Origin of the sequence: Bradyrhizobium sp. CCGB12 (genome assembly GCF_024199845.1) — a bacterium.
In the GTDB taxonomy this organism is placed as follows: domain Bacteria; phylum Pseudomonadota; class Alphaproteobacteria; order Rhizobiales; family Xanthobacteraceae; genus Bradyrhizobium.
Window position 1 is genome coordinate 1240013 of sequence record NZ_JANADO010000001.1, and the last position, 26774, is coordinate 1266786.

23 protein-coding genes are annotated in these 26774 nt (G+C 64.4%); 10 read left to right on the forward strand and 13 right to left on the reverse strand.

The genetic code is table 11. The features are described 5' to 3' along the window. Positions 1-55: 55 nt before the first annotated feature. The 3 genes from NLM27_RS05800 (at position 56) to NLM27_RS05810 (ending at position 3320) form a co-directional block, all read left to right on the forward strand. Positions 56-1042: a tripartite tricarboxylate transporter substrate binding protein gene (locus NLM27_RS05800; RefSeq protein WP_254142435.1), complete on the forward strand. Its 987-nt coding sequence runs from the start codon at positions 56-58 to the stop codon at positions 1040-1042. Positions 1043-1247: 205 nt separating this feature from the next. Then, on the forward strand, positions 1248-1790 hold the full coding sequence (locus NLM27_RS05805; protein ID WP_254142436.1) for a tripartite tricarboxylate transporter TctB family protein: 543 nt from the start codon (positions 1248-1250) through the stop codon (positions 1788-1790). A 12-nt stretch (positions 1791-1802) separates the two neighbouring features. Next, positions 1803-3320, forward strand: a complete 1518-nt coding sequence (locus NLM27_RS05810) for a tripartite tricarboxylate transporter permease (protein WP_254142437.1) — start codon at positions 1803-1805, stop codon at positions 3318-3320. Positions 3321-3348: 28 nt separating this feature from the next. On the opposite strand, the gene NLM27_RS05815 is transcribed toward NLM27_RS05810, so the two are convergent. Further along, positions 3349-4542 carry a CaiB/BaiF CoA-transferase family protein gene (locus tag NLM27_RS05815; protein WP_254142438.1) on the reverse strand — a complete coding sequence of 398 codons (1194 nt, stop codon included), beginning with the start codon at positions 4540-4542 and terminating at the stop codon, positions 3349-3351. Between the two features lie 130 nt (positions 4543-4672). After that, complete coding sequence (locus tag NLM27_RS05820; RefSeq protein WP_254148763.1) at positions 4673-4975, reverse strand: hypothetical protein; 303 nt, start codon at positions 4973-4975, stop codon at positions 4673-4675. Between the two features lie 197 nt (positions 4976-5172). Between NLM27_RS05820 and NLM27_RS05825 the strand changes: the two genes are divergently transcribed. Together NLM27_RS05825 and NLM27_RS05830 are read left to right on the forward strand one after the other, a co-directional pair. Further along, positions 5173-8496, forward strand: a complete 3324-nt coding sequence (locus tag NLM27_RS05825) for a M10 family metallopeptidase C-terminal domain-containing protein (RefSeq protein ID WP_254142439.1) — start codon at positions 5173-5175, stop codon at positions 8494-8496. Positions 8497-8871: 375 nt separating this feature from the next. Continuing rightward, a complete protein-coding gene (locus NLM27_RS05830) occupies positions 8872-10443 on the forward strand; it encodes a hypothetical protein (RefSeq protein WP_254142440.1) in 1572 nt (523 codons plus the stop codon). 10 nt (positions 10444-10453) lie between these two features. Here the strand turns inward: NLM27_RS05830 and NLM27_RS05835 are convergent, their stop codons facing one another. From NLM27_RS05835 to NLM27_RS05865, 7 genes are all read right to left on the reverse strand, one after another. After that, a complete protein-coding gene (locus NLM27_RS05835; protein WP_254142441.1) occupies positions 10454-11662 on the reverse strand; it encodes a glycosyltransferase in 1209 nt (402 codons plus the stop codon). Further along, complete coding sequence (locus tag NLM27_RS05840; protein WP_254142442.1) at positions 11659-12426, reverse strand: class I SAM-dependent methyltransferase; 768 nt, start codon at positions 12424-12426, stop codon at positions 11659-11661. The genes NLM27_RS05835 and NLM27_RS05840 overlap by 4 nt, the downstream gene beginning before the upstream one ends. Further along, positions 12423-13544: a DegT/DnrJ/EryC1/StrS aminotransferase family protein gene (locus NLM27_RS05845; protein WP_254142443.1), complete on the reverse strand. Its 1122-nt coding sequence runs from the start codon at positions 13542-13544 to the stop codon at positions 12423-12425. Before NLM27_RS05845 ends, NLM27_RS05840 begins: the two co-directional genes overlap by 4 nt. Then, the gene (locus NLM27_RS05850) at positions 13541-13987 is read right to left on the reverse strand and encodes a hypothetical protein (RefSeq protein WP_254142444.1); all 447 of its coding nucleotides are present in this window, start codon (positions 13985-13987) and stop codon (positions 13541-13543) included. Before NLM27_RS05850 ends, NLM27_RS05845 begins: the two co-directional genes overlap by 4 nt. Positions 13988-14114: 127 nt before the next feature. Further along, positions 14115-15293: a glycosyltransferase gene (locus tag NLM27_RS05855; RefSeq protein ID WP_254142445.1), complete on the reverse strand. Its 1179-nt coding sequence runs from the start codon at positions 15291-15293 to the stop codon at positions 14115-14117. Between the two features lie 4 nt (positions 15294-15297). After that, a complete protein-coding gene (locus tag NLM27_RS05860; protein WP_254142446.1) occupies positions 15298-16602 on the reverse strand; it encodes a hypothetical protein in 1305 nt (434 codons plus the stop codon). Between the two features lie 43 nt (positions 16603-16645). Further along, a complete protein-coding gene (locus NLM27_RS05865) occupies positions 16646-17608 on the reverse strand; it encodes a UDP-glucuronic acid decarboxylase family protein (RefSeq protein WP_254142447.1) in 963 nt (320 codons plus the stop codon). Positions 17609-17808: 200 nt separating this feature from the next. Between NLM27_RS05865 and rfbF the strand changes: the two genes are divergently transcribed. Both rfbF and rfbG read left to right on the forward strand, forming a co-directional pair. Then, complete coding sequence (gene rfbF, locus NLM27_RS05870) at positions 17809-18579, forward strand: glucose-1-phosphate cytidylyltransferase (protein WP_254142448.1); 771 nt, start codon at positions 17809-17811, stop codon at positions 18577-18579. After that, positions 18576-19640, forward strand: a complete 1065-nt coding sequence (gene rfbG / locus NLM27_RS05875; protein ID WP_254142449.1) for a CDP-glucose 4,6-dehydratase — start codon at positions 18576-18578, stop codon at positions 19638-19640. Before rfbF ends, rfbG begins: the two co-directional genes overlap by 4 nt. Here rfbG and NLM27_RS05880 read toward each other — a convergent pair whose 3' ends face one another. Beyond that, positions 19641-20531, reverse strand: a complete 891-nt coding sequence (locus tag NLM27_RS05880; RefSeq protein ID WP_254142450.1) for a phosphotransferase — start codon at positions 20529-20531, stop codon at positions 19641-19643. Next, on the reverse strand, positions 20521-21474 hold the full coding sequence (locus tag NLM27_RS05885) for a sulfotransferase (RefSeq protein ID WP_254142451.1): 954 nt from the start codon (positions 21472-21474) through the stop codon (positions 20521-20523). The genes NLM27_RS05880 and NLM27_RS05885 overlap by 11 nt, the downstream gene beginning before the upstream one ends. Positions 21475-21639: 165 nt before the next feature. On the opposite strand from NLM27_RS05885, the gene NLM27_RS05890 reads away from it, so the two are divergent. From NLM27_RS05890 to NLM27_RS05900, 3 genes are read left to right on the forward strand one after another with little or no spacing between them, the layout of a single operon-like run. Then, a complete protein-coding gene (locus NLM27_RS05890; protein WP_254142452.1) occupies positions 21640-22569 on the forward strand; it encodes an NAD(P)-dependent oxidoreductase in 930 nt (309 codons plus the stop codon). Continuing rightward, complete coding sequence (locus tag NLM27_RS05895) at positions 22535-23365, forward strand: transketolase (RefSeq protein WP_256569934.1); 831 nt, start codon at positions 22535-22537, stop codon at positions 23363-23365. The genes NLM27_RS05890 and NLM27_RS05895 overlap by 35 nt, the downstream gene beginning before the upstream one ends. Then, positions 23362-24285, forward strand: coding sequence for a transketolase family protein (locus NLM27_RS05900; protein ID WP_254142454.1), 924 nt, complete (start codon positions 23362-23364; stop codon positions 24283-24285). Before NLM27_RS05895 ends, NLM27_RS05900 begins: the two co-directional genes overlap by 4 nt. A 13-nt stretch (positions 24286-24298) precedes the next feature. Here the strand turns inward: NLM27_RS05900 and NLM27_RS05905 are convergent, their stop codons facing one another. Continuing rightward, positions 24299-25261: a glycosyltransferase family 2 protein gene (locus NLM27_RS05905; RefSeq protein WP_254142455.1), complete on the reverse strand. Its 963-nt coding sequence runs from the start codon at positions 25259-25261 to the stop codon at positions 24299-24301. 28 nt (positions 25262-25289) lie between these two features. Next, positions 25290-26768, reverse strand: coding sequence for a DUF6056 family protein (locus NLM27_RS05910; protein ID WP_254142456.1), 1479 nt, complete (start codon positions 26766-26768; stop codon positions 25290-25292). Between the last annotated feature and the right edge of the window lie 6 nt (positions 26769-26774).

Below are 26774 nucleotides of genomic sequence, written 5' to 3' on the forward strand. Positions count from 1 at the left end.
GCAGAGATAGAATTTTCCGCAACACAAAGTCAAAAAACATCAGGGGACGAAACTCGTGCGAATTCCAGTGAAAGCCGTCGGCGCCGCGACGGCGCTGTTGTTGAGCACGCCGGCTTTCGCCGGCTGGGAACCGGCAAAGCCCGTCGAGATCGTGGTGGCGGCGGGTGCGGGTGGCGCCTCCGACCAGATGGCGCGGATGATGCAGGCTGCGATCCAGAAGAACAATCTGATGAAGCAGCCGATGGTCGTCTCGCTCAAGGGCGGCGCATCGGGCGCGGAAGCGCTGATGTACATGAAATCGAGCGAGGGCGATCCCAACAAGGTGCTGATCGCCTATTCGCTGATCTACATGCTGCCGCTGTCGGCGAAGATCCCGTTCAACTGGCGCGAGCTGACCCCGGTCTCGGTGATCGCGCTCGACCAGTTCGTGCTGTGGGACAACAGCGCGGGTCCCAAGACGGTGAAGGAGTTCGTCGCCGCCGCCAAGGCGGCAAGCGCGCCGTTCAAGATGGGCGGCACCGGCTCCAAGCGTGAGGATCACGTGCTGACCGTCTTCCTGGAGCAGAAGACCGGCGCGAAGTTCTCCTATCTGCCCTACAAGTCCGGCGGCGAGGCCGCGACCCAGCTCGTCGGCAATCACACCGAATCCAACGTCAACAATCCTTCCGAAAATCTCGAGGTCTGGCGCGCCGGCCAGGTGCGTCCGCTCTGCGTGTTCGACAAGGAGCGCATCGCCTACACCACGAAGGTGACGGAGACGCAGTCCTGGGCCGACATCCCGACCTGCAAGGAGGAGGGCGTCGACGTCCAGTATCTGATGCTGCGCGCGATGTTCCTGCCCGGCAAGGTCACGCCGGAGCAGCAGGCGTTCTATGTCGATCTGTTCCACAAGGTGACGCAGACCGCCGAGTACAAGGACTACATGGAGAAGCAAGCGCTGAAGCCGATCTTCCTCACCGGCAAGGACATGGTGAAATTCCTCGAGGAGGACGACGCCGTCAACAAGTCGCTGATGACGGAAGCCGGCTTCGTCGCGAAGTGACCGGTTTTCTTCACCTCGCCCCGCTTGCGGGGAGAGGTCGGATTGCACCTGCCGATGCGAAGCATCGTCCAGCGCGATCCGGGTGAGGGGGACTCTCCACGAGTCCAACTTTCACCGTCTCCGTGGAGACTCCCCCTCCCCCTCACCCTAACCCTCTCCCCGCAAGCGGGGAGAGGGGATTGGCCACAGCGTTTGTTGTTAGAGCATGTCCCAAACCGAACTTGAAATCGTCGTCGAGGATCCGACCGCGCCTGAAGACGACTCCCCTTCCGTCGTCTCTTCGGCCACGATCGAGGTCATCGTCTGCCTCCTGCTGCTCGCGCTTGCCGTCACGCTTGGCTACGACAATTGGCGCACCGGCGCGTCCTGGGATGCGACCGGGCCCGAGCCCGGCTATTTCCCGTTCTACCTCTCCATCATTCTCGGCGGCGGCAGCCTCTACGGCCTGATCGTGGCGCTCGTCGCGCACCGCACCGCGCGCGAGAGCTTCGTCACGCGGGCGCAAGCCCGCCGCGTGATGGCGGTATTCGTGCCGACGCTGCTGTTCTGCCTGGTGACCCAGTTCCTCGGCCTCTATGTCGCGAGCTTCCTTTTGATCTCCGGCTTCATGCGCTTCGTCGGCAAGATCGCGCTGTGGAAGTCGCTGCTCACCGCTGTCGTGTTCACGGCGATCATGTTCGTTACCTTCGATGTCGCCTTCGACGTCATCATGCCGAAAGGGCCGCTCGAAGCGGCCTTCGGGCGCTAGGACGGGTCCGCGATGGAAGCTCTCGGTCTCCTGCTTCACGGCTTCGCCGTCCTGCTGACGTGGAAGACGCTCGTGCTGATGATGGTCGGGCTGGTGCTCGGCATCTTCGTCGGCGTGCTCCCCGGCCTCGGCGGCCCCAACGGCGTTGCGATCCTGTTGCCGCTCACCTTCACGATGGATCCCACCTCGGCGATCGTGATGCTGTCCTGCATCTATTGGGGCGCACTGTTCGGCGGCGCGATCACCTCGATCCTGTTCAACATTCCCGGCGAGGCCTGGTCGGTCGCGACCACCTTCGACGGCTATCCGATGGCGCAGCAGGGCAGGGCGGCGGAAGCGCTGACCGCGGCGTTCACGTCCTCCTTCATCGGCTCGCTGGTCGCGGTGCTCTTGATCACCTTCCTCGCGCCGATGATCTCCTCCTTCGCGTTGAAGTTCGGCCCGCCCGAGTTCTTCGCCGTGTATCTATTGACCTTCTGCTCCTTCGTCGGCCTCGGGCGCGAGGCCAAGCACAAGACCGTCATCTCGATGTCGCTGGGCCTGCTGCTCGCCGGCGTCGGCATGGACACCGTGTCCGGCAATCTGCGCATGACCTTCGGCTCGGCCGAGCTCCTGCGCGGCATCAACTTCCTGGTCGCCGTCATCGGCCTGTTCGGCATCAGCGAAATCCTGCTGACGATGGAGGAACGGCTGGCGCTGCGCGGGCACGCGGCGAGCATCTCGCTCCGCGTCGTACTCGGCGTGTGGAGGGACCTGCCGAAATATTGGGTGACGCTGGTGCGCTCCTCTTTCATCGGCTGCTGGCTCGGCATCACCCCGGGCGGCGCGATCGCGGCGTCCTTCATGGGCTACAATCTGGCAAAGCGCTTCGCCAAGGAGCCCGAGAGCTTCGGCAAGGGCCGCATCGAGGGCGTGTTCGCGCCGGAGACGGCGGCGCATGCTTCCGGCACCGCGGCGCTGCTGCCGATGCTGGCGCTCGGCATTCCCGGCTCCGGTACCGCCGCGATCCTGCTCGGCGGCCTGATGGTCTGGGGCCTCAATCCCGGCCCGCTGCTGTTCGTCGAGCACAAGGATTTCGTTTGGGGCCTGATCGCCTCGATGTATCTCGGCAATGTCGTCGGCCTCGTGCTGGTGCTGACGACGGTGCCGATCTTCGCCTCGATCCTGCGCGTGCCGTTTGCCGCGGTGGCACCGATGATCGTGGTGTCTTGCGCGATCGGCGCCTATGCGATCCAGAACGCGATGTTCGACATCTGGCTGATGCTGGGCTTCGGATTGGTCGGCTATGTCTTCAAGAAGATCGGCATTCCCCTGGCGCCGTTCACGCTGGCCCTGGTGCTCGGCAACCGCGCCGAGGATGCCTTTCGCCTGTCGATGATCGGTTCGGGCGGCACCCTCAAGGTGTTCTGGTCGAACGGGCTGGTCGGCTCGATCACGACGCTGGCGATCGTGCTGCTGTTCTGGCCGGTGATCGACGGCTTGCTGGGCCGTATCGGATTGACGCAGGGAGGCAAGCCGGCACCGCGCTAGGGGGCACTCTCGACGTCAGGCGAGGCGCTCATACCACCTTCGCGTCGCGAAGCCTGGCGATCTCGTCGGCGGCGAAGCCGAACTCCTTCAGCACCTCCTCGGTCTGCTCGCCGAATTCCGGCGGCCGCGCCACCATCCTGCTCGGCGTGCGCGACAGGGTCACGGGCTGGCCGACCAGGCGGATGTGACGGTCATCGTCGTTCGGCACGTCCTGCGCGATGCCGAGATGCTTGACCTGCGCGTCCTCGAACATCTGGTCGATGGCATAGATTGGCCCGCAGGGCACGCCGGCCTCGTTGAGTTCGCGGACCCAGGTCTCGGTCGACTTCGCCACCGTGCGCTTCTCGATTTCGGCGTTGAGCGCGTCGCGGTTCTTGGAGCGGGCAGGGGCCGTTGCGTAGTCGGGATGGTCGAAGAGCTCTGGCGCGCCGATCGCCTGTGCGCAGCGCTCCCAGATCCGCCCGCCCGTGGTGGCGATGTTGATGTAGCCGTCCGAGGTCTTGAACACGCCGGTCGGGATGCTGGTCGGGTGGTTGTTGCCGGCCTGCTTGGCGACCTCCTTCTCCATCAGCCAGCGCGCGGCCTGGAAGTCGAGCATGAAGATCTGGGCCTGCAGCAGCGACGTCTGCACCCACTGGCCCTTGCCGGAGACCTCGCGCTCGAGCAGCGCGGTGAGGATGCCCATGGCGCAGAACAGGCCGGCGGTGAGGTCGGCGACGGGGATGCCGACCCGCATCGGTCCCTGGCCCGGCGCGCCGGTGATCGACATCAGCCCGCCCATGCCTTGGGCGATCTGATCGAAACCGGGCCGCTTGTGATAGGGGCCATCCTGGCCGAAGCCGGAGATGCTGCCATAGACGATGCGCGGGTTGATCTTGGCGAGGCTCTCATAGTCGATGCCAAGCTTCTTCTTCACGTCGGGGCGAAAGTTTTCGACCACGACGTCGGCCTTGGCGGCCAGGCGCTTGAACACCGCGAGTCCGCGCTCGTCCTTCAGGTTCAATGTCATCGCCCGCTTGTTGCGGTGCAAATTCTGGAAGTCGGACCCCCGCCGGGGCCCACCGGGCTGCTCGCCACCGGAATCCTCGGTCAGCGCGTCGATCTTGATGACATTGGCGCCCCAATCCGCGAGCTGACGCACGCAGGTAGGCCCGGACCGGACCCGGGTCAGATCGAGCACGGTGAAGCGAGACAGGGCTTCCGAGGCATGCGGGAAGGGCATCTTGAAGGGCTCCGGGACAGATTGCGGGCCTACCATAGTGCCGAAAGGCCATGCGACAAGTCTGGGCCGGCGCGGATGCCGCCTGTCGAAATGCAATGCCTGGCGCGGTTTGCAGCGCTGCGTGAAAGGATCAGCGCGGCAGGCGCTTCAGTTCCGCGCGCGCCTGCTCGGCCAGCGGGTCATCGCCATGGCGCGCGATGAAGAGTTCGAACGCCTCCCGCGTTCCCTTCCGGCGAGCGGCTTCGTACTCCTCCGCCACCGCAGCGGAGGGATCGCGGGCCATTGGCATGGTGGGCGAGCGTCCCGCCTTGCCGCTGTCATCCGCATTGGCCTTTTCCACCATGACGGGCAATCCTCCGAAGGGCGTGTGATCGACTCCGGCGAAAGCCGCAAGGGCGCCAAACAGGCCGGCCGCGAGTGAACGTCGTTTCATGAAACCCTGCATATTAAGGGCGCCGCGGGAACCGAGGTTCTTGCTCGTATCCCGTATGAGTACGGGATTTAATAGCTAACGGCGTGTTATAGAAGTGCAGTCCGCTTGCTCCATTTAAACCGAACGTTCAACTCTCCAGCTAGAATTAACTGTCCACGCCCCGAATCAAACGGGGCTCGCCGCTTCGGAGATTCGCTTTGGCAACCGCGGTCACGGTCACCAAGACCAACAACGCCGACATCGACGGCCTGCTGTCCGGCTACAAGTGGACCGGCACGATCACCTACAGCTTTCCCGACGCGCCCGGCGACTATTCCAATCCCTATTCCGGCGGCAGCAGCGAGCCGACCACTTCGGGCTTCGCCTCGGCGCCGACCCAGATGCAGGCGGCGGTCAACTACGCCATCGGTTTGATCAACGGCTACACCAACGCCAACGTCCAGTACGCAGGCACGAACGGCGCCGACATCATGATCGCGCAGTCGCCGTCGGCCAACCCGACCTCCTACGCCTACTATCCCGGCAATTATGCGTCTGGCGGCGACATCTGGTTCGGGACTCAATACGACTACTCGCTGGCCAAGCTCGGCAATTATTACTTTGCGACCGCGCTGCACGAACTCGGCCACGCCGTCGGCCTCAAGCACAGCCAGGAGACCGGTGGTCCGGCCAACGTCGCAGTGCCGAGCGCGCACGACGATAGCGAATATACCGTCATGAGCTATCGCAGCTATGTCGGCGCTTCGACCACGGGCGGATACACCAACGAGGCGTACGGCTTTTCACAGACCTATATGGCCAACGATATCCTCGCGCTGCAGACGATGTACGGCGCGAACTTCACGACCCAGAGCAGCAACACGGTCTACACCTGGAATCCGACCACGGGGCAGGCGTTAATCAACGGCGTCGGGCAGCTCGCGCCGGGCGGAGGCGTCGGCGGCTCGGCCAATCGCATTTACGAGACGGTCTGGGACGGCGGCGGCGTCGATACCTATGACCTGTCGAACTATACGACGAATTTGAGCATCAACCTCAATCCCGGTGCGTCGTCGCTATTCTCCTCGGTGCAACTGGCCAATCTCGGCAACGGCCATTACGCATCGGGCAACGTCTACAACGCCTATCTCTATAACGGCGACGCGCGGTCCTACATCGACAACGCCATCGGCGGGTCCGGCAACGACACGCTGATGGGCAACGCCATCGCCAACGCGTTGAACGGCGGCGGCGGCAACGACACGATCACCGGCAGTGGAGGCAACGACGTCATCAATGGCGGCTCGGGCACCGACACCGCGGTCTATTCAGGCAGCCGGGCCAACTATCTGGTCTCGTACAATGCGGCGACCCAGACGTTCACTCTGACCGACCAGCGCAGTGGTGTGCCCAACGGCACCGACACCGTCACCGGCGTTGAATATTTCCAGTTTGCGGATGGCACCATCGCGAGCTCCAGCCTGGTGTCAACGACCATCGAGACGTTCGGATCGACCAGCTTGGTGGTGTCAGGTGGCAACTACTATCTGAACAGCCTCTCGACCGGCACCGGGCCAACGCTGAAATATGCAGGCAATGTGGTGAACACGGCCAATTACACCACCTGGTCAGTCATCGCGGCCGAGCAGGTGTCGGGTGGTGGGTACGACGTGGTCTGGAAGGATTCGTCGAACGCGCATTATTCGGTCTGGAGCACGGACAGCGCCGGCAACTTCCTCAGGACTCTCGGCTCGGCTCCCGAGATGCTGGGGAACGATGCAGCGCTGAAGGCGCTGGAGCCGATGCTGCAGCAGGATCTCAACGGCGACGGCACGATTGGGGTGCCGGTCGCCAGCCCCGTCACCATCGAGACGTTCGGATCGACCAGCTTGGTGGTGTCAGGTGGCAACTACTATCTGAACAGCCTCTCGACCGGCACCGGGCCAACGCTGAAATATGCAGGCAATGTGGTGAACACGGCCAATTACACCACCTGGTCAGTCATCGCGGCCGAGCAGGTGTCGGGTGGTGGGTACGACGTGGTCTGGAAGGATTCGTCGAACGCGCATTATTCGGTCTGGAGCACGGACAGCGCCGGCAACTTCCTCAGGACTCTCGGCTCGGCTCCCGAGATGCTGGGGAACGATGCAGCGCTGAAGGCGCTGGAGCCGATGCTGCAGCAGGATCTCAACGGCGACGGCACGATTGGGGTGCCGGTCGCCAGCCCCGTCACCATCGAGACGTTCGGATCGACCAGCTTGGTGGTGTCAGGTGGCAACTACTATCTGAACAGCCTCTCGACCGGCACCGGGCCAACGCTGAAATATGCAGGCAATGTGGTGAACACGGCCAATTACACCACCTGGTCAGTCATCGCGGCCGAGCAGGTGTCGGGTGGTGGGTACGACGTGGTCTGGAAGGATTCGTCGAACGCGCATTATTCGGTCTGGAGCACGGACAGCGCCGGCAACTTCCTCAGGACTCTCGGCTCGGCTCCCGAGATGCTGGGGAACGATGCAGCGCTGAAGGCGCTGGAGCCGATGCTGCAGCAGGATCTCAACGGCGACGGCACGATTGGGGTGCCGGTCGCCAGCCCCGTCACCATCGAGACGTTCGGATCGACCAGCTTGGTGGTGTCAGGTGGCAACTACTATCTGAACAGCCTCTCGACCGGCACCGGGCCAACGCTGAAATATGCAGGCAATGTGGTGAACACGGCCAATTACACCACCTGGTCAGTCATCGCGGCCGAGCAGGTGTCGGGTGGTGGGTACGACGTGGTCTGGAAGGATTCGTCGAACGCGCATTATTCGGTCTGGAGCACGGACAGCGCCGGCAACTTCCTCAGGACTCTCGGCTCGGCTCCCGAGATGCTGGGGAACGATGCAGCGCTGAAGGCGCTGGAGCCGATGCTGCAGCAGGATCTCAACGGCGACGGCACGATTGGGGTGCCGGTCGCCAGCCCCGTCACCATCGAGACGTTCGGATCGACCAGCTTGGTGGTGTCAGGTGGCAACTACTATCTGAACAGCCTCTCGACCGGCACCGGGCCAACGCTGAAATATGCAGGCAATGTGGTGAACACGGCCAATTACACCACCTGGTCAGTCATCGCGGCCGAGCAGGTGTCGGGTGGTGGGTACGACGTGGTCTGGAAGGATTCGTCGAACGCGCATTATTCGGTCTGGAGCACGGACAGCGCCGGCAACTTCCTCAGGACTCTCGGCTCGGCTCCCGAGATGCTGGGGAATGATGCAGCGCTGAAAGCGCTGGAGCCGACGCTTCATCAGGATCTCAACGGCGACGGCGCTGTCGGCGCCGCGCCCTGGACCAACGGTTTCGTGTTCAATTTCGATCAGGGGGGATCGTCATCCTCCAGCTCGGCGGAGGTGCCCGATACGATGCCCGGTTGGGTTGGCGCGCAGGCCACGTCCTCATCGTCGGCATTCGCTGAGGCGCCGGCAAGCCAGGACGTCACGGCGCAGATCAGCCCAGTTGACCTTCTCCATGCTCTGCAGGAGCACGGCTTCCTGCTCCGCTGACAACGCGCGTCTCGTCGCTGAACCGATAGGCCCTCAGCGAGCCGCAAGCTCCGGCAATGGGGGCGCTTCGCCGCGCGATGAGCAGTACCGCCTGAGGCTGGCTGAGTGGGGCAGGGCATGACGGGCCCGGATCGGGCACCATCGCCATCGTGACATGATGCCCCTGTTTTGCCCGACGTGTCAAATCGATTCGCAAAATCCGCAAAGCGACCAGGGCGGCAGCTAAGTCATTGACAAAGCTGTGTCCGTCTACTTTGCATGGGGTTGTTTCGCGCTTTTTTGTGAGAGCCGCCTCGGACATGACGATTATCGCGCGTGTGAGATGCCAGGACTCCTCGATTGGCGAGGCCGATCGCTCGCCGGGAAGGACGCGGCTTGACCGACACGCAGTTTGAGGCGCCCGGAAAGGCCGACGGTGCGAGCGGCGCCGGCCGCGCCCGCCGGCTGTTGCACGGCTGGTCGGCGAACCTGGTCCAGATGGTGCTGGGGCTGACCCAGCAGCTGCTGCTGATCCCGGCCTTCCTGCATGTCTGGACCGGCGACATGCTTGCGGGCTGGCTCACGATCTATGCGGCCGGCAGCCTCATCGTCGTGGCGGACGCAGGATTGCAGCTTCGCGCGATCAACCGCTTTCTCGCGTTCAAGTCCTGCGCCGATTGCGACGGGCGCACGGCGAATTTCTATTCAGCCCTGATGCGGATCTATCTCGCGATCATCGCGGGGCTCGGTGTCCTCTTGTGCGCGGCCGTTATCCTGGCGCCGCCATCGGCGGTGCTCGGCTTTCACGCGACGCCGACATTCGATGCCGCGATGCTGGTGATGATTCTGGGCATGCTTCTGACCTTGCCCGCCAACCTCGTCTCCGGCCTCTATCGCGTGCGCGGCCGGTATGGCCGGACGGTCTGGCTGCAAAATGCTGCCCTGCTGCTCGGACAGATCGCGCAGCTCGCTGCGCTTGCGACGTTTGGCAGCCTGCTCGCAGTCGCGATTGCCTTCGTGTCGATGCAGCTGCTGTTTGCCATCTTCCTCGCTGCGTTCGACGCGCCGCGACTCTTTCCGTTCCTGCGTCGTGCCGGCAAGCCACCATTCGTGTCGCCATCCCTGCGCTGGAGCATCGGGCAGTTTGGCCGCGCGCTGCCCTTCGCGGTCGCCAACATCACCGAGCTCGCGCTGGTCAACGTCCCGGTGCTGCTGGTCTCCGCGCTGGTCACGAACCGCGTCGCGGTGGCGCAATGGGGCCTGACGCGCGTGATCGCGAGCCTGGTGCGCGGCCTCTGCCTCCAGGTGACGCTGCCGCTCGCCGCCGAGCTCGGCCACGATCATGCGATCGGCGACAAGGAGCGGCTGCGGCGCCTCTACGCCCACGGCTCGGTGTTCGTGACGGGCCTCGCGTGCCTGATCGTAGCGGGCCTGCTGCCGTTCTGGCCCGACTTCTTCGCGCTGTGGACCCATGGCAGCATCCCCTATGACGCCCCGCTCACGGTGACCCTGTTGCTCGGCTCGGCGGCCGTCGCCCCGTCGCTGCTGGCGCTGGTCTTTGCCAACCACAGCAATCGCGGCGACCTCCTGATCCGGACCAAGGGACTTCAGCTCGTCGTCTTCCTGGCGCTGTCCATCGTCCTGATCCCGCGGCTCGGGCCGCTCGGCGCCGCGCTCGCCGTGGTTGCAAGCGACATCCTCGTGCAGTTCGGACTGCTCGCGCTGATGGTGATGCGCCAGACGCTGCATCATCCGTTCAGGCACATCGCCTTCCTGATGCTCATGGCCGGCGCCATCGTGGCCTCGGGCTGGCTGATCGGGCAGGCGATCACCGTGCTCGTGCCGGGGAGTGGGCTCATTCACTTCGTCGTCGAGTGCGCGATCTGGCTGGCCGCGGTCGGCCTGCTCGCAAGCCCGCTGCTGAGCACGGCGCTGCGCGAGCGCTTGCGGGCGCTGATTCCGGCCTAGCGGTTGCCATTCAACGCGCGGTCAATGCCAGACGGTGTTTCAACCGTTCCAGGTGGCGGGCGAATTGAAGACGGCCCGCTTCGGTCTCCGCCGCAAACTGCGCGAGCCTGAGATGGCCGGCCGCGCGCAGCCGTTCGCGCGTGCCGTCGGTGCGCAGAGCGATGATCGCCTCCGCCAGCGAGCGCGGATCGTCATAGTCGAACAGGATCGCGGCATCACCGGCCTGCGCCTTGAACGCCTCGGGATAGATCACCGGGGTGCCAACGGCCCAGGCTTCCAAGGGAGGAAGATTGGTCGGGCCGAAATAGCTCGGCATCACCAGCGCCGCGGCACCGCGATAGAGCGCGCCGAGTTCGGCCGACTCGACAAAGCCGATGATGGAGATCTGATCGGACAATCCGTAGGCGCGAATCGCCGCGTCGATCTTGTCGCGGCCGCCACGGTCCGAGCCGCACAGCACCAGCCGTTCGGTGATGCCCCGCTCGCGCAGGAGTGCGAGCGCGGCGAGCAGCGTCATGTGGTTCTTGTGCGGCCAGAACTGCGCCGGATAGAACAGATAGCCGGGCTCGAGCCGGTACTTTGACAGCGCCGCCGCGTCGGTGGCGGCATCGGGCAGGGATTGGCTGACATAGGTGGAGGGCGAGAACGGGATGCAGACCGCGCGCTCTCTTTCCATGGCGTAACGCCGGCAGAGATCGTCGGTCAGCTCGGGCGCGTTGACGATCACGACCGCCGCCTTGGTGCTGGCGAGGCCGAACAGGATTTCGCGGCGCTCGAATTCGCCGAAGGTCCTCACTTCCGGAAACTCCGGCGCGTCGCGATGGCAGCCGTCGAAGATGGTAATGATGAAGGGCAGGTCGTAGAGCAGCAAATGCCGCTTCGAGGTCGAGGTGAAATGCACGACGTCAATGCCGTCGCGGATCAGCGTGCGCTCGAACGGTGATTTCAGCTTCGATGCGATCTGGACGAGATCGAACGGCCCGCAATATTTCAGGAACAGGAAGACATGGTCGAGCGGGCCGAACTTGAGGAGGCGCGCCGCGACGCCGAACTCCTTCAGGATGTCCAGCGTCTTCGGATAGGGCGAGTACACCACGATCTCGTTGCCCGATTTGGACGCCCAGTCGCGCAGCCAGAGCAGGTCGCTCAGCGGCTGCTGAAAACCGCCGCCGACCTCGAGGGCCTGTTCCAGCATGACAGCGAGCCGCAGCGGTCTCACGGTGTGACGCTCTTTCTGGCGATCGCGTAGGCCGCCCAGCTCTTCGTGTGCGGCGCGTCCTCGGTCAGCCACGCGGCGTGAGTGGCGGGTTGAAAGCCGCTTGCGGCAAGCGCAGCGTCGATCTCGAACGGAAACCAGTAGCGCAAATGGTGCGCTTCGTCGACACGCCGGATCGTGGCGCGATCCATGTCCTCGCAGAACAGCGTGTAGTTCACGGTGACGGTCGCGGCTGGTTCGTCATGGTCGGATTGCGCGATGCGGGTCAGACGCAGCGGTTTTTGCTCGATCACCTTGACCCGGGTCTCGACGCCCTGGGCCAGCACGGCGCCGCCATACCAATAATCGAAGAAGAACACCCCGCCCGGCTTCAGCGCGGCGTGCGCGGTGCGGAGCATCGCCGCCAGCGCATCGCGGCTGGTCTGGTAGCTCGCGACGTGGAACAGTGACACGACCGCGTCGAAGTCCCGCTCGGGGCCCGCTTCGCAGGCATCGCCTTGCCGGAACGGAATGGACAGCCCGGCCTGTTCAGCGCGCGCTTTGGCGCTCGCGATCATGTCATGGCTGAGATCGATGCCGGCAACGTTCCACCCCTGGCGGGCGAAGGCGAGCGCGTGCAGGCCGGTGCCGCAGCCGAGATCGAGCAGCCTGCCCGAGGTGACGCGGTGGTCGCGCAAGCGCGCCTCCACGAACGCCGTCTCCGCCGCGTAATCCTTGTCCTGATAGAGGAGATCGTACCAGGGCGCGTATTCGGCGAACACCGTCACGCCAAAATCTCCTTCAGCGCCTCCGCCGCGCGGGCGATCTCGTCGTCGGTCAGGGCAAGTCCGCTCGGCAGGTAAAAGCCGCGCCGGGCGATGTATTCCGCGTTCGGATGGCTCTCGTCGAGCATCAGGCCCAGACGGCGCAGCACCGGCTGCTCGTGCATGCACCAGAAGAACGGCCGCGTTCCGATGCCCTTTTCGCCGAGGCGGCGCATCGCCTCCTTGGCGTCGAACGGGACGTCGTCGTTCAGCACGATGCCGTAGACCCAATAGATGTTGTCGGCATAGCCGGTGCGGGCGACCGGGCGGCGGATGCGATTGAGTCCTCCGAGATGCTGGTCATAGAGCCCGCCGATCCGGCGCTTCATCTCGACCGTGCGCGGCAGGCGCTCGACCTGGGCAACGCCGAGCGCGGCCTGGAGGTTGGTCATGCGCGCGTTCCAGCCGAACTCCTCGTGGACGAAGCGCTGCTGCGGCTGGAAGCAGAGATTGCGATAGCCTTGCAGGCGATCGGCGAGCGCGTCGTCGTCGGTGAGGATCATGCCGCCTTCACCGGTCGTGACGTGCTTGTTGGGGTAGAAGCTGAAGGTCGAGACGTCGCCGAAGCCGCCGCAGGGCGCACCGCGATAGGTCTGGCCGTGCATCTCGGCGGCATCCTCGATCACCTTCAGATCGTGCTTGCGGGCGAGCGCCAGGATCGGATCGAGGTCGACCGGCAGACCGTAGATATGAACCAGCATGATCGCGCGCGTGCGCGGCGTGATGGCGGCTTCCACGCCCTCGACGGTCATGTTCCAGGTCGCAGGATCGCAGTCGACGCCAACAGGCACGAGGCCGGCGCGCACCACGGCGGCGGCGCAGCTGATGATCGTGAAGGTCGGGATGATGACCTCGGAGCCTTCCGCGAGCCCGAGTGAATGGACGGCGATGTCGAGCGCGACCGAACCGTTGGTTACGGCGATGCCGTGCCGTCGCCCCGCGGCTTCGGCCATTGCCTGCTCGAAGCGCTTGATGAACGGTCCCTCCGAGGAGATCCATCCGGTCCGGATGCATTCGGCGAGATAGTCGGCCTCGTTGCCGTCGAGCAGCGGCGTGTTGACGGGAATGAACGGTGCGGTCACAGGCCTGGGCCTTTGATCCGGATTTCGGATGGGGAGGCTTCGGCGAACCGGGTCTTGTCGTCCTCGCCGGAATAGGGACCCTGCTTGATCTCGAACATCTCGAGCGGTTCGAGCACATGGAAGCCGTGCGCACCACTGCACAACAGGATGATGTCACCGGCACCGAGCACGCGGCTTTCGAGATATTTTTCCTCGACGGTGTAGAAGTCGACCTGGAGCTTGCCCTTCTGGATCAGGAGGGCCTCCTGGGTGTAGTGCACCTCCCGCGTCACCTTGTTGTGGCGGTGCGGCTCGATGGTCTTTCCTTGCGGATGGCTCATGAAGGCGAGCTGCTGCGACAACTCCGGCGTCGAAAAGAAGTGGATGCCCGGCTCGCGGAACGAGGCGCGCACGATGATCGCGTAGAGCTGGTCGCCGAATCGAACATGTTCGACGTGTTCCATCGTGGGCCTCGACAAAAATCGCTGTGATTAGAGTAAGATAGCTATCCTGCTGCGCACTTTGGCCATTTTGGCCGGGACCGTCAAGGGCGGACGGACGAGGACGATTGCTGCGCCCGCCGACGGGACTTCAATCAATGAACGTGAGGATCTCCTCGACACGCCGGCGGAAGGTGTGGGCGGCAAAGGTCCTGGCCTGTCCCGCCTTCGCAATGGACAGGCGCGCCGCATCGTCGGCGAGATACCGATCGATCATGGCAAGGCAGTCCTCGACGCTGCGCCATGCAACGACCTCGCGCTCGGGAGCGAACAAGGTGTGCAGATTGTCCTTGAAGTCGGTGAGCAGGAATGCGCCGACGCCGGTCGCCTCGAACAGACGTGCATTGCCGGCCTCGCGCCCGGCCATGTCGATATGCGAATTGAGCGTGACGCGCGAGGCGCGCAAAGCCTGGTACATCTCCACGCCCCACACCTCGCCCTGGTAGCAGCGGTGCAGCGGCGAGGAGGCGGGAAGGGAATGCAGGCCGCTGCCGAACAGCTTGAGATCGTGGCGCCGTGCCACCGCCTCGAGCTGCGCGACGCGGAGCTGGTGATCCGCCGAGACCGCGCCGACGAACGTGACGTCGAAATCCTGCGAGGGCGGCGCGGGCAGGGTGTCGAGGATCGCTGGCTCGAAGGCGAGATGAACCACCTCTGCGCGCGCGCCTTGGCTGCGGAAGAACTCCACGACGGCCGCCATCTGCGAGATCATGAGGTCGTAGACCGACCAGTCCTCGCCGCGCGATGGTGAGATGCCGATCTGACCGATCAGGATCGGGCGACCGATCTGCTTGATCCTGCGCGCCAGACGCGTGTCGACGTGAAACAGATCCTGGTTGAGGACGAGATCCGGTTTGAAGTCCTCGATCTGCGCCAGCAGAATCTTTTCCGCTTCCGCATCGAGCCGCGGGCTGAGCCCGATCTTGCGCGCCAGCGGCCGCAGTGCCGGCTTGAACGGTGCAACCGCACGTTGCAGCCAGCCGGGAACGGCGTCGCGGGCGGCGGGCGCGCCGGGCGGCGGCGTATCAGTGACGGCAAGGCCGTGCTCGCGCGCCCAGGCTGTCCGCATCCAGGGATTGTTGACATGGATGTCGGCGGCGACGTGCCCGAGGCCGGCGAAATTGCGCGAGTAGAAATCGGCGACGCCGAACAGGCTGGCGTTCCGCGCCGCCATCTGCGCCGCATAAGGCTCGTTCTCAAGGCCCGGCCGGCGGCGGTATAGCCAAGAGAGAAAGCGCGGATAGTCGGCGTTGAGGATCAGGATGCGCACGGCGTCACGGCTTCGGTTCGAACAGGCTGCGGGGTACCATGTACCAGAGCAGAAACAGGATAGCGGTGCCATGGGTGAACATGGCGACGGTGAGCGGCACGTTGAGCAGGACGTGCGGCAGCACACCTGATGACATCAGGACGAAGCGGGGCGGTAGCCCCGCCGAGGCGCGGTTACCGAGCGCCAGCACGAGACCCGATGCCAGCGCGGTCAACGGCGCGAGCCAGGGACCGACCGACGCAATGCCCTCGGTCGCAAACAGCGATGCGTTCAAATTGCCGAAGCCGTAGGTGTTTTGCATCACCACCGCGAGCGGCTCCTCATAAGGACAATGCATCAGCGGCTTGAGGACGGAGATCTGGCAGAACCAGGTCAGCGGATGGCTCGCGAAGAAATGGTTGTAGATGTCGAGTGCGCTCGATGCCGTCGCCATCATCCGGATGTTGACGAGGTCGAAATATTTGCCGGGGATGCTGTTGAGGCTGGCACCGGTGACGACGATCACGACGAGGCCGAGCAGCATCGGGACGAAGATCGATGCGATGACCGATGCTCTCGCCTCCACAAACCGGGACAGCACCGCCAGCGCGATCAGCCAGGCCGGCGTGAAGAACGCGAACTTGGTCAGCGTGATGGGATAGAACAACAGGAGCAGGACCAGCACCAGGCCGGCGCGAAAGCGCTGGCCGAGCAGCCAGTAGCACGCGAACGCAAACGGCAGCAGCGTGCTCGACGCCCAGCCCGTGAGATACCGTACGGCTCCGGGAAATTGGAGCGAGTCGCGATAGTCGTAGATGTTCGCAACCGCGACCATGCGGAAATTATAGGTCGAAGCCACGGCGATGGTGGCAATGGAGATCACCAGGATCAGCGTGAGCAGATGCTCGAAGCCGGCAGCGGACAGCGCGATGCGCTGGCGGAGAGGCGCCTGGACGAACAGCGCCGGCAACAGGAGGAGCACGAGCGATAGCGCTGCCGAGAGCCCGGCGAGCAATCGCGGGTAGCTGTATTCGGAGAAGACGTCGATCCACAGGAAGCCCAGGATCATCGTGTAGAAATAGAAACTCACGAAATAGCCGAAACTGAAGCGGGCGGCGGCGAACAAAAGCGAGACGATCGAGAAGGCGATTGCGACGGCGACAGCGATCCAGACGCGCTCGCCGTCGAAGTGGATGTAGGCCTGGAAGGTCGCGACCTTGATCAGCGACAGGCATGTGAGGGCGCTGTGCAGCAGCACCAGGAGCGTGAGCGCAACCTTCGAATCCAGCCGCGATCGTAGGTCCCTGATGATGCTGGACGGCTCGTTCATGGCGGACAGGCTCGCTTCGGACGTTTTGAGGTTGCGAGCGGGATCAGGCGATTTCGAGCGAACGCTTGAAATAGGCGATCGTCTCCTTCAGGCCGTCCTCGAGCGCGACCTTCGGCTCCCAGTTCAGCACCGCCTTCGCCTTGGCGAGGTCGGGCTGGCGCTGCCGCGGGTCGTCTTGCGGCAGCGGCTTGAACACGAGCTTGGAGCGCGAGCCCGTGAGCTCGATGACCTTCTCGGCGAGCTCGCGGATCGTGAACTCGGAATTATTGCCGAGATTGATCGGGCCGGTGACGTCTTCCGCAGTCACCATCAGCCGTATGATGGCCTCGACGAGATCGTCGACATAGCAGAACGAGCGCGTCTGTCCGCCGTCGCCGAACACGGTGATCGGCTCGTCCTTGAGCGCCTGGACGATGAAGGACGACACCACGCGGCCGTCATTGGGCTGCATGCGCGGGCCGTAAGTGTTGAAGATCCGCGCGACCTTGATCGGCAGGCCGTGCTGGCGCCAATAGTCGAAGAACAGCGTTTCGGCGCAGCGCTTGCCCTCGTCGTAGCAGGAGCGGATGCCGATCGGGTTGACGTTGCCCCAATAGTCCTCGGTCTGGGGATGGATCAGCGGATCGCCATAGACCTCGCTGGTGGAGGCTTGGAAGATGCGCGCCTTGAGCCGTTTGGCGAGGCCGAGCATGTTGATGGCGCCGTGCACCGAGGTCTTGGTGGTCTGCACGGGATCGCGCTGGTAGTGGATCGGCGAGGCCGGGCAGGCGAGGTTGAAGATCGCGTCGACCTCGATGTAGAGCGGAAAGGTGACGTCGTGCCTGACCGCCTCGAACAGCGGATTGGCGATCAAATGGGCGATGTTGCGCCGGCTGCCGGTGAAATAATTGTCCGCAGACACCACCTCGGCCCCCGCATCGAGCAGTCGCTCGCAGATATGCGATCCGATGAACCCGGCGCCCCCGGTCACGAGGATGCGGCTGTTCTTGTAGCTTTCAAACGGCATGATCGGTTCCAGATTGTCCGCGGGCGGGGCGGGCTGAGTGGTATCGATTACGCAAGGAAACGCCAATAGGTTTGCCGCATGGTATTCAAATACCGTATAGGGGTGTGCGTCTGCCACCGCTGACGGTTTTTCAGGCGGGGCCGGTTCGTATAGAAGCCGTCTGGGGTGCGAGGAAGAGTCTCCCCGTTCGGAGCAGATCAATGAAAGTCGTAATTCTCGCGGGAGGCCTGGGCACCCGAATCGCCGAGGAGACCAGCACACGGCCGAAACCGATGGTCGAAATCGGCGGCCGGCCCATTCTGTGGCACATCATGAAGATCTACAGCCATTACGGCTTCAACGACTTCGTGATCTGCCTCGGTTACAAGGGCTACATGATCAAGGAGTATTTCGCGAACTACTTCCTGCACATGTCCGACGTGACGTTCCATCTCGCCGAGAACAGGATGGAAGTGCATCGCGAAACCGCCGAACCATGGCGGGTCACGCTGGTCGATACCGGCGAGGACACCCAGACCGGCGGCCGGCTGAAGCGCGTGCTGCCTTACGTCGCAAACGAGCCCTTCTTCGCGCTGACCTATGGCGACGGCGTCGCCGACATCGACCTCGCCGCCGAGATCGCCTTCCACAAGGCGCATGGGCGGAGAGCCACCGTTTCGGTGGTGCGCCCGGCCAAGCGCTTCGGCGCGGTCGCGATCGAGGGCGACCGGGTCGTCAATTTCGAGGAGAAGCCGAGTGACGACGGCGGCTGGATCAATGGCGGATTCTTCCTGCTGTCGCCGTCGGTCGGGGACCTGATTGCCGGCGACAAGACGATCTGGGAGCGCGAGCCGATGGAGCAGCTCGCGCGCGGCGACGATCTGCGCGCCTATGTCCATCCCGGCTTCTGGCATCCGATGGATTCGCTGCGCGATCGCAATTTCCTCGAGGGCGAGTGGGCGGGCAACCGCGCCAAGTGGAGGGTCTGGTGACGGATCCCGCATTCTGGCGCGGCAAGAAGGTCTTCCTGACCGGACATACCGGCTTCAAGGGCGCGTGGGCCTCGCTGCTGCTGCGCCGCCTGGGCGCCAGCGTCTACGGCTATGCGCTGCCGCCAACGCACCAATCTGCGCTGTTCGTGACGGCGTGCATCGCCGACGACGTCAAGCACCGCCTCGCCGACATCCGTGATCTCCCGACCTTGCGCGCTGCGATGGCGGAGGCCGAGCCCGACATTGTCATCCACATGGCGGCACAGGCCCTGGTGCGCCCCTCCTATGAGGAGCCGGTCGAGACCTTTGCGACCAATGTCATGGGGACGGTGCATGTGCTGGAGGCCGCGCGGCATTTGCGCTCCGTGCAGGCGATCCTGATCGTTACCACCGACAAATGCTACGAGAACAACGGCGCCGGCACCGCTTTCCGCGAGGACGATCGCCTCGGCGGCAACGATCCCTACAGCAACAGCAAGGCCTGCGCCGAGCTCGCGACGTATTCCTATCGGCACAGCTTCTTCAATGCGGAGGGCGCTGCGCGCGTCGCGACCGCGCGCGCCGGCAACGTCTTCGGCGGCGGCGATTGGGCGCGCGACCGCCTGGTGCCCGATGCGATGCAGGCGTTCCTCGCGGGCGAAGCGCTGCGTATCCGGAACCCCAATTCGGTGCGGCCCTGGCAGCACGCGCTCGATCCCGTGCTCGGCTATCTGACGCTGGTCGAGCGGCTGGCGGACGATCAGCGCTTCGTCGGCGGCTGGAATTTCGGGCCCGATGCCGCGAGCGAGGTGTCCGTCGGGACGGTGGTCGATCATCTGATCACGCTATGGGGCGACGGCGCGCAGTGGACGGCGGACCCCGGTCCACATCCGCACGAAGCAGCCTATCTCAGGCTCGACTGCGCGAAGGCGCGGAGCGAACTCGGCTGGAGACCGCGGCTGGATCTGGCGCAGGGTCTTCGTCGTACCGTCGACTGGTACAAGGCGCTGCGTGACGGGCGCGACCTGCGCAAATTCTCGCTCGATCAGCTCGATGAGGTCGTCGGTACCGCGCAAGTATGATCAGCGTGGCAGGTCGAGAATTTCGGCGATGCGCGCCTCGGCCGACAGTGCGTGCTTCAGATGCGCGCCTGACAGGACCGCCAGATAGGATTTGAGCAGGACCACGAGTGCGAGGATGGCGCGCTCAACGTCCTGCGCGAGGCCGGTTCGGCCGAAGGGATCCCTCTGCAGGATTGGCCGATTTTCCATGAAGGTCAGCCAGTATAGATAGTCGTAGCCGGCAATGCCGTGGAAGGCGTCTTCCCAGTCGATAACGCGCGGCTCGGCTGCCTGGAGCATGATGTTCTTCGGTCCGAAATCGCCGTGGCAGAGGGCTTGGGGCAAGTCCCGAAGACGATCTGCGAGCAGCACGATCAGCCGGCGCACCTCGGCGGCGCTGGTCCGCTCCAGCAGACCACGCTCCTGCAGCGTTTCCAGGGCCTGTTCGGCGGATGCCAGATAGTGCTCGAACGAGGCAAGATGTCCCGGTCGCCAGTCCCTGAGCCGCTCGCTGAGTGCGTCTGCCATCGTGGCGGCATCAGCAGGCGGCACGGGGGCCGCCAGCGGTGCAAGCGCGGGCATCATCAGACAGAGCCGCTCCGTTCCGTCTACGAGCGGGATTTCGAAACGGTCGAGCACGATCGTCTCGCCGTAGAGCTGCAAGAGGATGTCGGCTTCCTTGGCGAGGCTGCTACGTGCGGTCGCGCCCGGAAGATGCGTCTTCATGAACCGCTTTTCGCCGGAGATGTCCGCCGCAAAGCAGATGCCGAGCGTGCCGTCCGGCACCGGGGTGACGGTAGCGTCGCTGCCTGATGATTGCAGATGCCGCCACAGCGCGGGCAGGAGGCGCGCGCGTTCGGCGGCGATGTCGGGGCGGTCGTCGGCTTCGAAGAACGCGATCTTACTCAGCACGATAGAGCGGGCTCAGATAGTCGATGCGGTCGTAGCCGAAATGGCGGGCCAGCGCCGCGGTGCCCTGCGCGATCTGCTTGCGCTCGTCGTCCGAAAGCTCCTGGATGACGGCCTGATTGTAGTCCTTGGTGCTCTTGAGCACGGTGCCCCAGGGCGCGATGGAGTCCTTGATCTCGACGCCGTTCCAGCTCGGATAAAGCATGGTGTCTGCGAAGGGCACGCCGATAAAGGCGGCCGCTTCCGTCATGAACTTGCGCTTGTCCTCGACGAGATCCTCGTAGCGGAAGATGCGCACGTTCTCCGGATACATCCTGGCGAACATCTCGACCGTGGAGTGATAGACGTTCCAGGTGATCAGGTATTTGGTCAGCGGCTGCGGGAAAGGACGGCGCTTGGTGTCGCGATAGGCCGAGAACGGATTGCGCACGATGTGCAGGATGCGAACGTTCGGGAAGTCGCGCACCATGCGGTCGGCATCGATGCCGATGGCGGGCGAGTAGCCGACATGCACCATGCCCGGGCGCGGCTTGGTGTAATAATTCTCCCAAGCCGTAAAGGTCGAACGGAAGAAGGCCTCGATCACCTGGCGGCGCGGGATCGGCGCCTCGCCGCACAGCCGAACGAATTCGGCGACGCGCTTCTTCTCGTCGAGCACGCAGTCGGCATCGCGGAACTTGGAGCCGTTGCGCTTGCGCAGGAACGTCTTGAGCTCTTCGTCGATCATCTGCTCGTAGAGCTCGATCGCCGTCAGCCCCTCCGGGAATTCGGGATAGCGGTATTGAACACGCTCGACCGAGGCGAGGAAATCGTTGAAGTTGCGGTTGCCGAGCTGCGACTCGAACGGATAGACGAGCAGGTCGGGATGGCCATCGAAGTGACGATGGGTGACGTTGCCGCCGTGCTCGAAGCCTGCGGAAACCATGGCCAGCCTGAAGTCGCTCATACGTCTACCCCTGCGTCGTCGAACGTCGATCCGGCCCTCCGTTTAGCCGCATGGGCCGGATAATCAAGCTCGGACCGGGCTCGATGGGCGAAATCCGGCTCCGGCCGGTGCGCCGTTGGGAAGCGGGACATTGACGGCCCCGGGGTAGCTGATCTACCCGGGGCCATGCGTATTTTCGTCACCGGTGCGAGCGGCTTTCTGGGCTCTTACCTCGTTGCAGACCTCGTGGCGCGGGGACACGAGGTGGCCGTGCTGTTGCGGCCCGCAAGTTCCCATCGGCGTCTTGGCGAGGTCTATGACCGGCTGCACGTGATTCCGGGCAGTCTGGCCGATCTGGACGGGCTGCGCGAAGCGCTCGGGGCTTTCGCGCCGGAGGCGGTCGCGCACATGGCCTGGCGTGGCGTGGCCGGCGCCGACCGCAACAGCCCGGTGCAGGCCATCAACGTGGCCGATACGGTGGGACTCGCCGAACTCGCAGCCGAGGCCGGCGCCAGCATCTTCGTCGGCGCCGGATCGCAGGCGGAGTATGGGCCCTATGACCGCGCGATCCGCGAGGACGACGCGCCGCGACCGACGACGTTGTACGGCATGGCGAAGCTGGCGGCCGGATCGATGGCGATGCGCCTGTGCGAGGAGCGGGGGCTGCGTGCGGCCTGGTTCAGGATCTTCTCGACCTACGGCCCTAGGGATGCCGATCATTGGTTGATCCCGAGCATGATCCGTAACTTGCGCTCCGGACAACACATGGCACTGACCGCCTGCGAGCAGCGCTGGGGATTTTTGCACGCGCGCGATGCCGCGAGCGCCTTCCGGCTGGCGATCACGCATGACGCTGCGAACGGGATCTTCAACGTCGGCAGTCCGGACGCGCCGCCGCTGCGCGAGACGGTGACGCGGTTGCGTGATCTCATTGACCCCGGCGCAGTGCTCGGCTTCGGCGAGTTGGCGTACCGGCCCGATCAAGTTATGGTCCTGGCTGCGGACGTTTCGCGCACGCTCGCGTTGGGCTGGCGGCCCGAAGTGTCATTGGATGAAGGCCTACGCGAAACGGTAAACTGGCATGACGCGACCACCTCTTCCCGCAAATCGTCCTGAGCCGAAGGAGTTCGCCCGGCGAATCCGTGCGCACGCGTTGCGCATGGTGCACGCCGCGAAGGCTTCCCATATCGGCGGCTGCCTCTCGATGGCGGACATCCTGGCGGTGCTGTACACGCGGATCCTGCGTGTCGATCCCGCTGAGCCGCAAAGCCCGACCCGCGATCGCTTCGTGCTCAGCAAGGGCCACGCCACCGCAATCATGTACGCAACACTCGCCGAATTCGGCTTCTTTTCCCTCGCCGAGCTCGACACCTACTGCCGTGACGGCTCGATCTTCACCGGTCACGTCAGCCATGCGGTGCCCGGCGTCGAGGTTTCGACCGGCTCGCTCGGCCATGGATTGCCGATTGCGATCGGTATGGCCCTCGCGGCGCGTTCGGCAGGCGCTGGCAGTCGCGTGTTCTGCCTGCTCAGCGATGGCGAATGCGACGAGGGCTCGAACTGGGAGGGCATCCTGTTCGCGCCCCATCACAAGCTCGACAACCTCTGCGTCATCGTCGATTTCAACAAGATCCAGAGCTTTGGCTCGGTCGCCGAGGTGCTCAACCTCGATCCCTTCGCGGAGAAGTGGCGATCGTTCGGCTGGCAGGTCGAGGAGATCGACGGTCACGACCTCGACGCGCTCGAGCGCGTTCTGAGCGCCGTGCGGGCACCATCGGGCCGTCCGACCGTCGTGATCGCCCACACCGTGAAGGGCAAGGGCGTGAGCTTCATGGAGAACAAGCTCGAATGGCACTACCGCTCGCCCTCGGATGAGCTGCTCGCGCAGGCGCTGGCCGAGGTCGGCGCATGAGGACGACGTTCATCGAGAGCCTGTCGCAGGCTGCGAGCGAGAACCCTGATATCTGGCTGCTCTGCGGCGATCTCGGCTATTCCGTGCTGGAGCCCTTTGCGGCAAAATTTCCCGAGCGCTATCTCAATGTCGGCGTCGCCGAGCAGAACATGGCCGGAATCGCCGCCGGCATCGCGCTGTCGGGCAAGACGGTCTTCATCTACTCGATCGGCAATTTCCCGACCTTGCGCTGCCTCGAGCAGCTGCGCAACGACGTCTGCTATCACGGTGCCGACGTCAAGGTCGTGGCGGTCGGTGCCGGCTATGCCTATGGCAGCCAGGGCTACACCCACCACGCACTGGAGGACGCTGGCATCATGTCGATGCTGCCGGGCATCGAGGTGTTCGTGCCCTGCGATCCCATGGAGGTGCGGGCTGCGACGCGCCTGATCGCAACAAGCGGCAAGCCGTCCTATCTGCGGCTCAGCCGGCAGGGTGAGCCGAATCTCGGGGCCGCGGTGACCGACCTCCGCAAGCCGCGGGTCCTGCGCGAGGGACGGGAGGTCGTCATCCTCGCATCCGGGCCGATCGCCTCGCGCGCGCTGGAGGCCGCCACGGAGCTCGCCGGGCGCGGCAGGGACGTCGGTGTGGTCAGCATTTCCTGCCTGAAGCCGCTCGACGAGACTGCGACCCGCGACGCCGTGCGCGGTGCCTCGCTGATCGTGACGCTCGAGGAGCACATTTTGCGCGGAGGTCTGTTCACCCTGGTGGCGGGCGCGTTCGCCGGCGATGCGCAGCGGCCGCCGATCACGGGCATCGGCATTCCCGAGCAGGGAGGCAAGACCTCGCATGCGGGATCGCGCGAGGCGCTGCTCGACGCTGCCGGCCTGTCGGTCGAGGCGATCGTCGCACGGATCGAGCAATCGCTGGCGAGGCGGTGAGGCGGCCTCGGCCTTACGTTCCCGAAGATGGCGGCGGGTCGAAATTGACGCGCTCGCGTTCGAACACCACGGGCTTTCCGCGCACCTGTCCGTAGATCGCGAGCACGTATTCGCCGATCATGCCCATGAAGAACAGCTGCACGCCGCCGAAGAAGAACATGGCGACGATCAGCGTGAGGATGCCGGGCTCGGCGAGCTTCCGATAGAGCACGAGGCCGATGATGAAATTGACGACCGCGTATGCAATGCTCACGGCCGAGATCAGAAAGCCCGCGAACAGGCCGAAGCGTACCGGTGCCGTGGTAAAGGACACGAGTCCGTTGAGGCCCTGATCGATGAGCGCGCTGGCGCGGTTCTTCGAAAACCCCTTTTTGCGCTCGCGCCAGGTGTAGGGCACGCCGACCATGCGACCACCGCACTCGAACGTCATCATCCGCATGAACGGATAGGCGTCACGGACGTGACGCATGGCCTCGACGACACGCCGGTCGACCAGTTGGAAGTCGCCGACGCCCGGAGGGACCTTGAGCTCGGAGAATCTGGTCAGCACGCGGTAATAGGCGTTGCGGAGCCCGCGCATCAGGCGGCTCTCTTCCCGGACAGCACGGATACCGTAGACGATCTCGTTGCCGGCTTCCCACAGCTTGACGAATTGTGGAAGCAGTTCAGGCGGGTCCTGAAGGTCCGCCGGCATGAACAGGAGAACGGCGTCGCCGCTGCTCGCCATCACCCCGTTGTATGTGTTGCGCAGCGGTCCGAAGTTGCGTGCGTTGACGATGATCTTCACCGCGGGATCCTGTGCGGCGATCTCTCGCAGGATCTCCATGGTGCGGTCATCGGAGGCGTTGTCGCAGAAGATGTGCTCGCGCCGGTAACCCTGCAGCTCGCGCTCGAAGATCTGCCGGATCGCCTCATAGCAATCCCTGACGTTCAGCTCTTCGTTGTAGCAGGGCGTGATGACGCTGATTGTTTTCACGTTCGCATCTCTGGAGCAGGGCAAGTGGTCACCGCGACGTGTCGGCGGCGTAGACGGCGGACTTGTGGTAATATCTGGCGATGCAGTCGTTAGGCAACCTGTCGGCGTTGGCTGTCACATCGGCGGTCATCAGCAGAGGAGGCGTCCATTTGTGCCGGGGAATTACGATCACCGGCTCGGGGCTCGTTGTCAGCACGGCGTGCCGTTCGGCGCTCTCGCGCCAGTACGGGTACAGGCCCTGCCACTGTGCGCGCAGCTGGAATGCCGTTGAACTCAGGCAGAGCGAGGCGACCGTGAGGAGCGTCAGACTCGCAGGCATCCCGACCGGGCCGAGCAGGCCGCGAAACATGCCCGCCGCAAAGCGTTCGCGCAATTGCGGGCGGTAGGCGCCGACGAACAGCTTGACGCCCAGCGTCGATCCGAACAGCAGCAGGATCAATGCTGGGTTCTGCGCCCTTTCGACCAGCCGCATCCCCGTCGCATAGCGATGAGCAAAATATACGAAATAGCAGCACGCCAGGCAGATCGCGATCGTGCCGAGAGCCAAGGCCTTGCTCTTTTGCGGCGCTTGGGGCGCCGGGTCAGGCTCGACCAATGCAATGAGGCCGACAGCGGCGAGCCAGACGACGATGGCTGGCTCTCGAAGGAAGCGACCGAGACCGTCGAGCGAATCGAGAAGCGCCTGAAAAATGGACCAGATCATATGCCCGCTGTTCGGGAGCTGTTCCATGCGCGCGCTGTTGCCGCTGGCGGATACAACGATGATCCAAGCGACCGCGATGGCTGCCGCGATCAGGGTGTGTTGCACGATCTGGCGCGGCTGGCCGAAGAGATGGCGCGCGCCCAGTGATACCGAGACGATCAGAAGGAGCCAGGGGCCGGTGAACTCGTTGCCCAGCGCCGCCGCGAATCCGCTCAGCGCCATCGAGAGGGTGAGCAACCACGAGAAACCCGTCTGCCCGTCCAGCGCGCGGATGCACTCCCCGAGGATCAGAATGGTGATCAGAGCCGACGGGACGTAGCAGGTCACGGACGACAGCCAATAGAGCAGGTCCCGTACGCTCGGCGCCGCGCCGACGACGGCGCTCGCAAACGCAAGTGTGAGGAAGCTCAATTGGAGAGCGCCGGTGCGCGGCCAGGCGCGGACCATGGCGAGAGCCGTCGCGGCCAGAAACAGCCCTGCATTCGCCGCCATCGTTGCTGAATAGGCCGATAACAGGCTGACACCCGTCGCGGCAGAGATTGCCGGCGGAACCTGGGTCAGCCACAGGGCCAGGACCCGGCCGGATTGTGAATGATAGAAGTGCGATACGGTGTGGACGAAGCCGTGGCGCGCATACAGCTCCGCGAAGCAGAAATCGTCATGTTCGGGCGCGCTGAGCAGGGTCAGTGCAAACAGACACAGCAGAAAAATTGCGGGAGCCACGCTGCACAGCGCCCAGACCATCCGAGCCCGGCGGTCGGCGAGGGGACGCGCTGCCAGTGGAATAACACCTTGATTGTACACGCAAAG

Coding starts and splice junctions, on each gene's coding strand:
- NLM27_RS05805 (WP_254142436.1), top strand. CDS start 1,248: ATGTCCCAAACCGAACTTGAAATCGTCGTCGAGGATCCGACCGCGCCT.
- NLM27_RS05810 (WP_254142437.1), top strand. CDS start 1,803: ATGGAAGCTCTCGGTCTCCTGCTTCACGGCTTCGCCGTCCTGCTGACG.
- NLM27_RS05815 (WP_254142438.1), bottom strand. CDS start 4,542: ATGCCCTTCCCGCATGCCTCGGAAGCCCTGTCTCGCTTCACCGTGCTC.
- NLM27_RS05820 (WP_254148763.1), bottom strand. CDS start 4,975: ATGAAACGACGTTCACTCGCGGCCGGCCTGTTTGGCGCCCTTGCGGCT.
- NLM27_RS05850 (WP_254142444.1), bottom strand. CDS start 13,987: ATGGAACACGTCGAACATGTTCGATTCGGCGACCAGCTCTACGCGATC.
- NLM27_RS05860 (WP_254142446.1), bottom strand. CDS start 16,602: ATGAACGAGCCGTCCAGCATCATCAGGGACCTACGATCGCGGCTGGAT.
- NLM27_RS05865 (WP_254142447.1), bottom strand. CDS start 17,608: ATGCCGTTTGAAAGCTACAAGAACAGCCGCATCCTCGTGACCGGGGGC.
- rfbF (WP_254142448.1), top strand. CDS start 17,809: ATGAAAGTCGTAATTCTCGCGGGAGGCCTGGGCACCCGAATCGCCGAG.
- NLM27_RS05885 (WP_254142451.1), bottom strand. CDS start 21,474: ATGAGCGACTTCAGGCTGGCCATGGTTTCCGCAGGCTTCGAGCACGGC.
- NLM27_RS05890 (WP_254142452.1), top strand. CDS start 21,640: ATGCGTATTTTCGTCACCGGTGCGAGCGGCTTTCTGGGCTCTTACCTC.
- NLM27_RS05895 (WP_256569934.1), top strand. CDS start 22,535: ATGACGCGACCACCTCTTCCCGCAAATCGTCCTGAGCCGAAGGAGTTC.
- NLM27_RS05900 (WP_254142454.1), top strand. CDS start 23,362: ATGAGGACGACGTTCATCGAGAGCCTGTCGCAGGCTGCGAGCGAGAAC.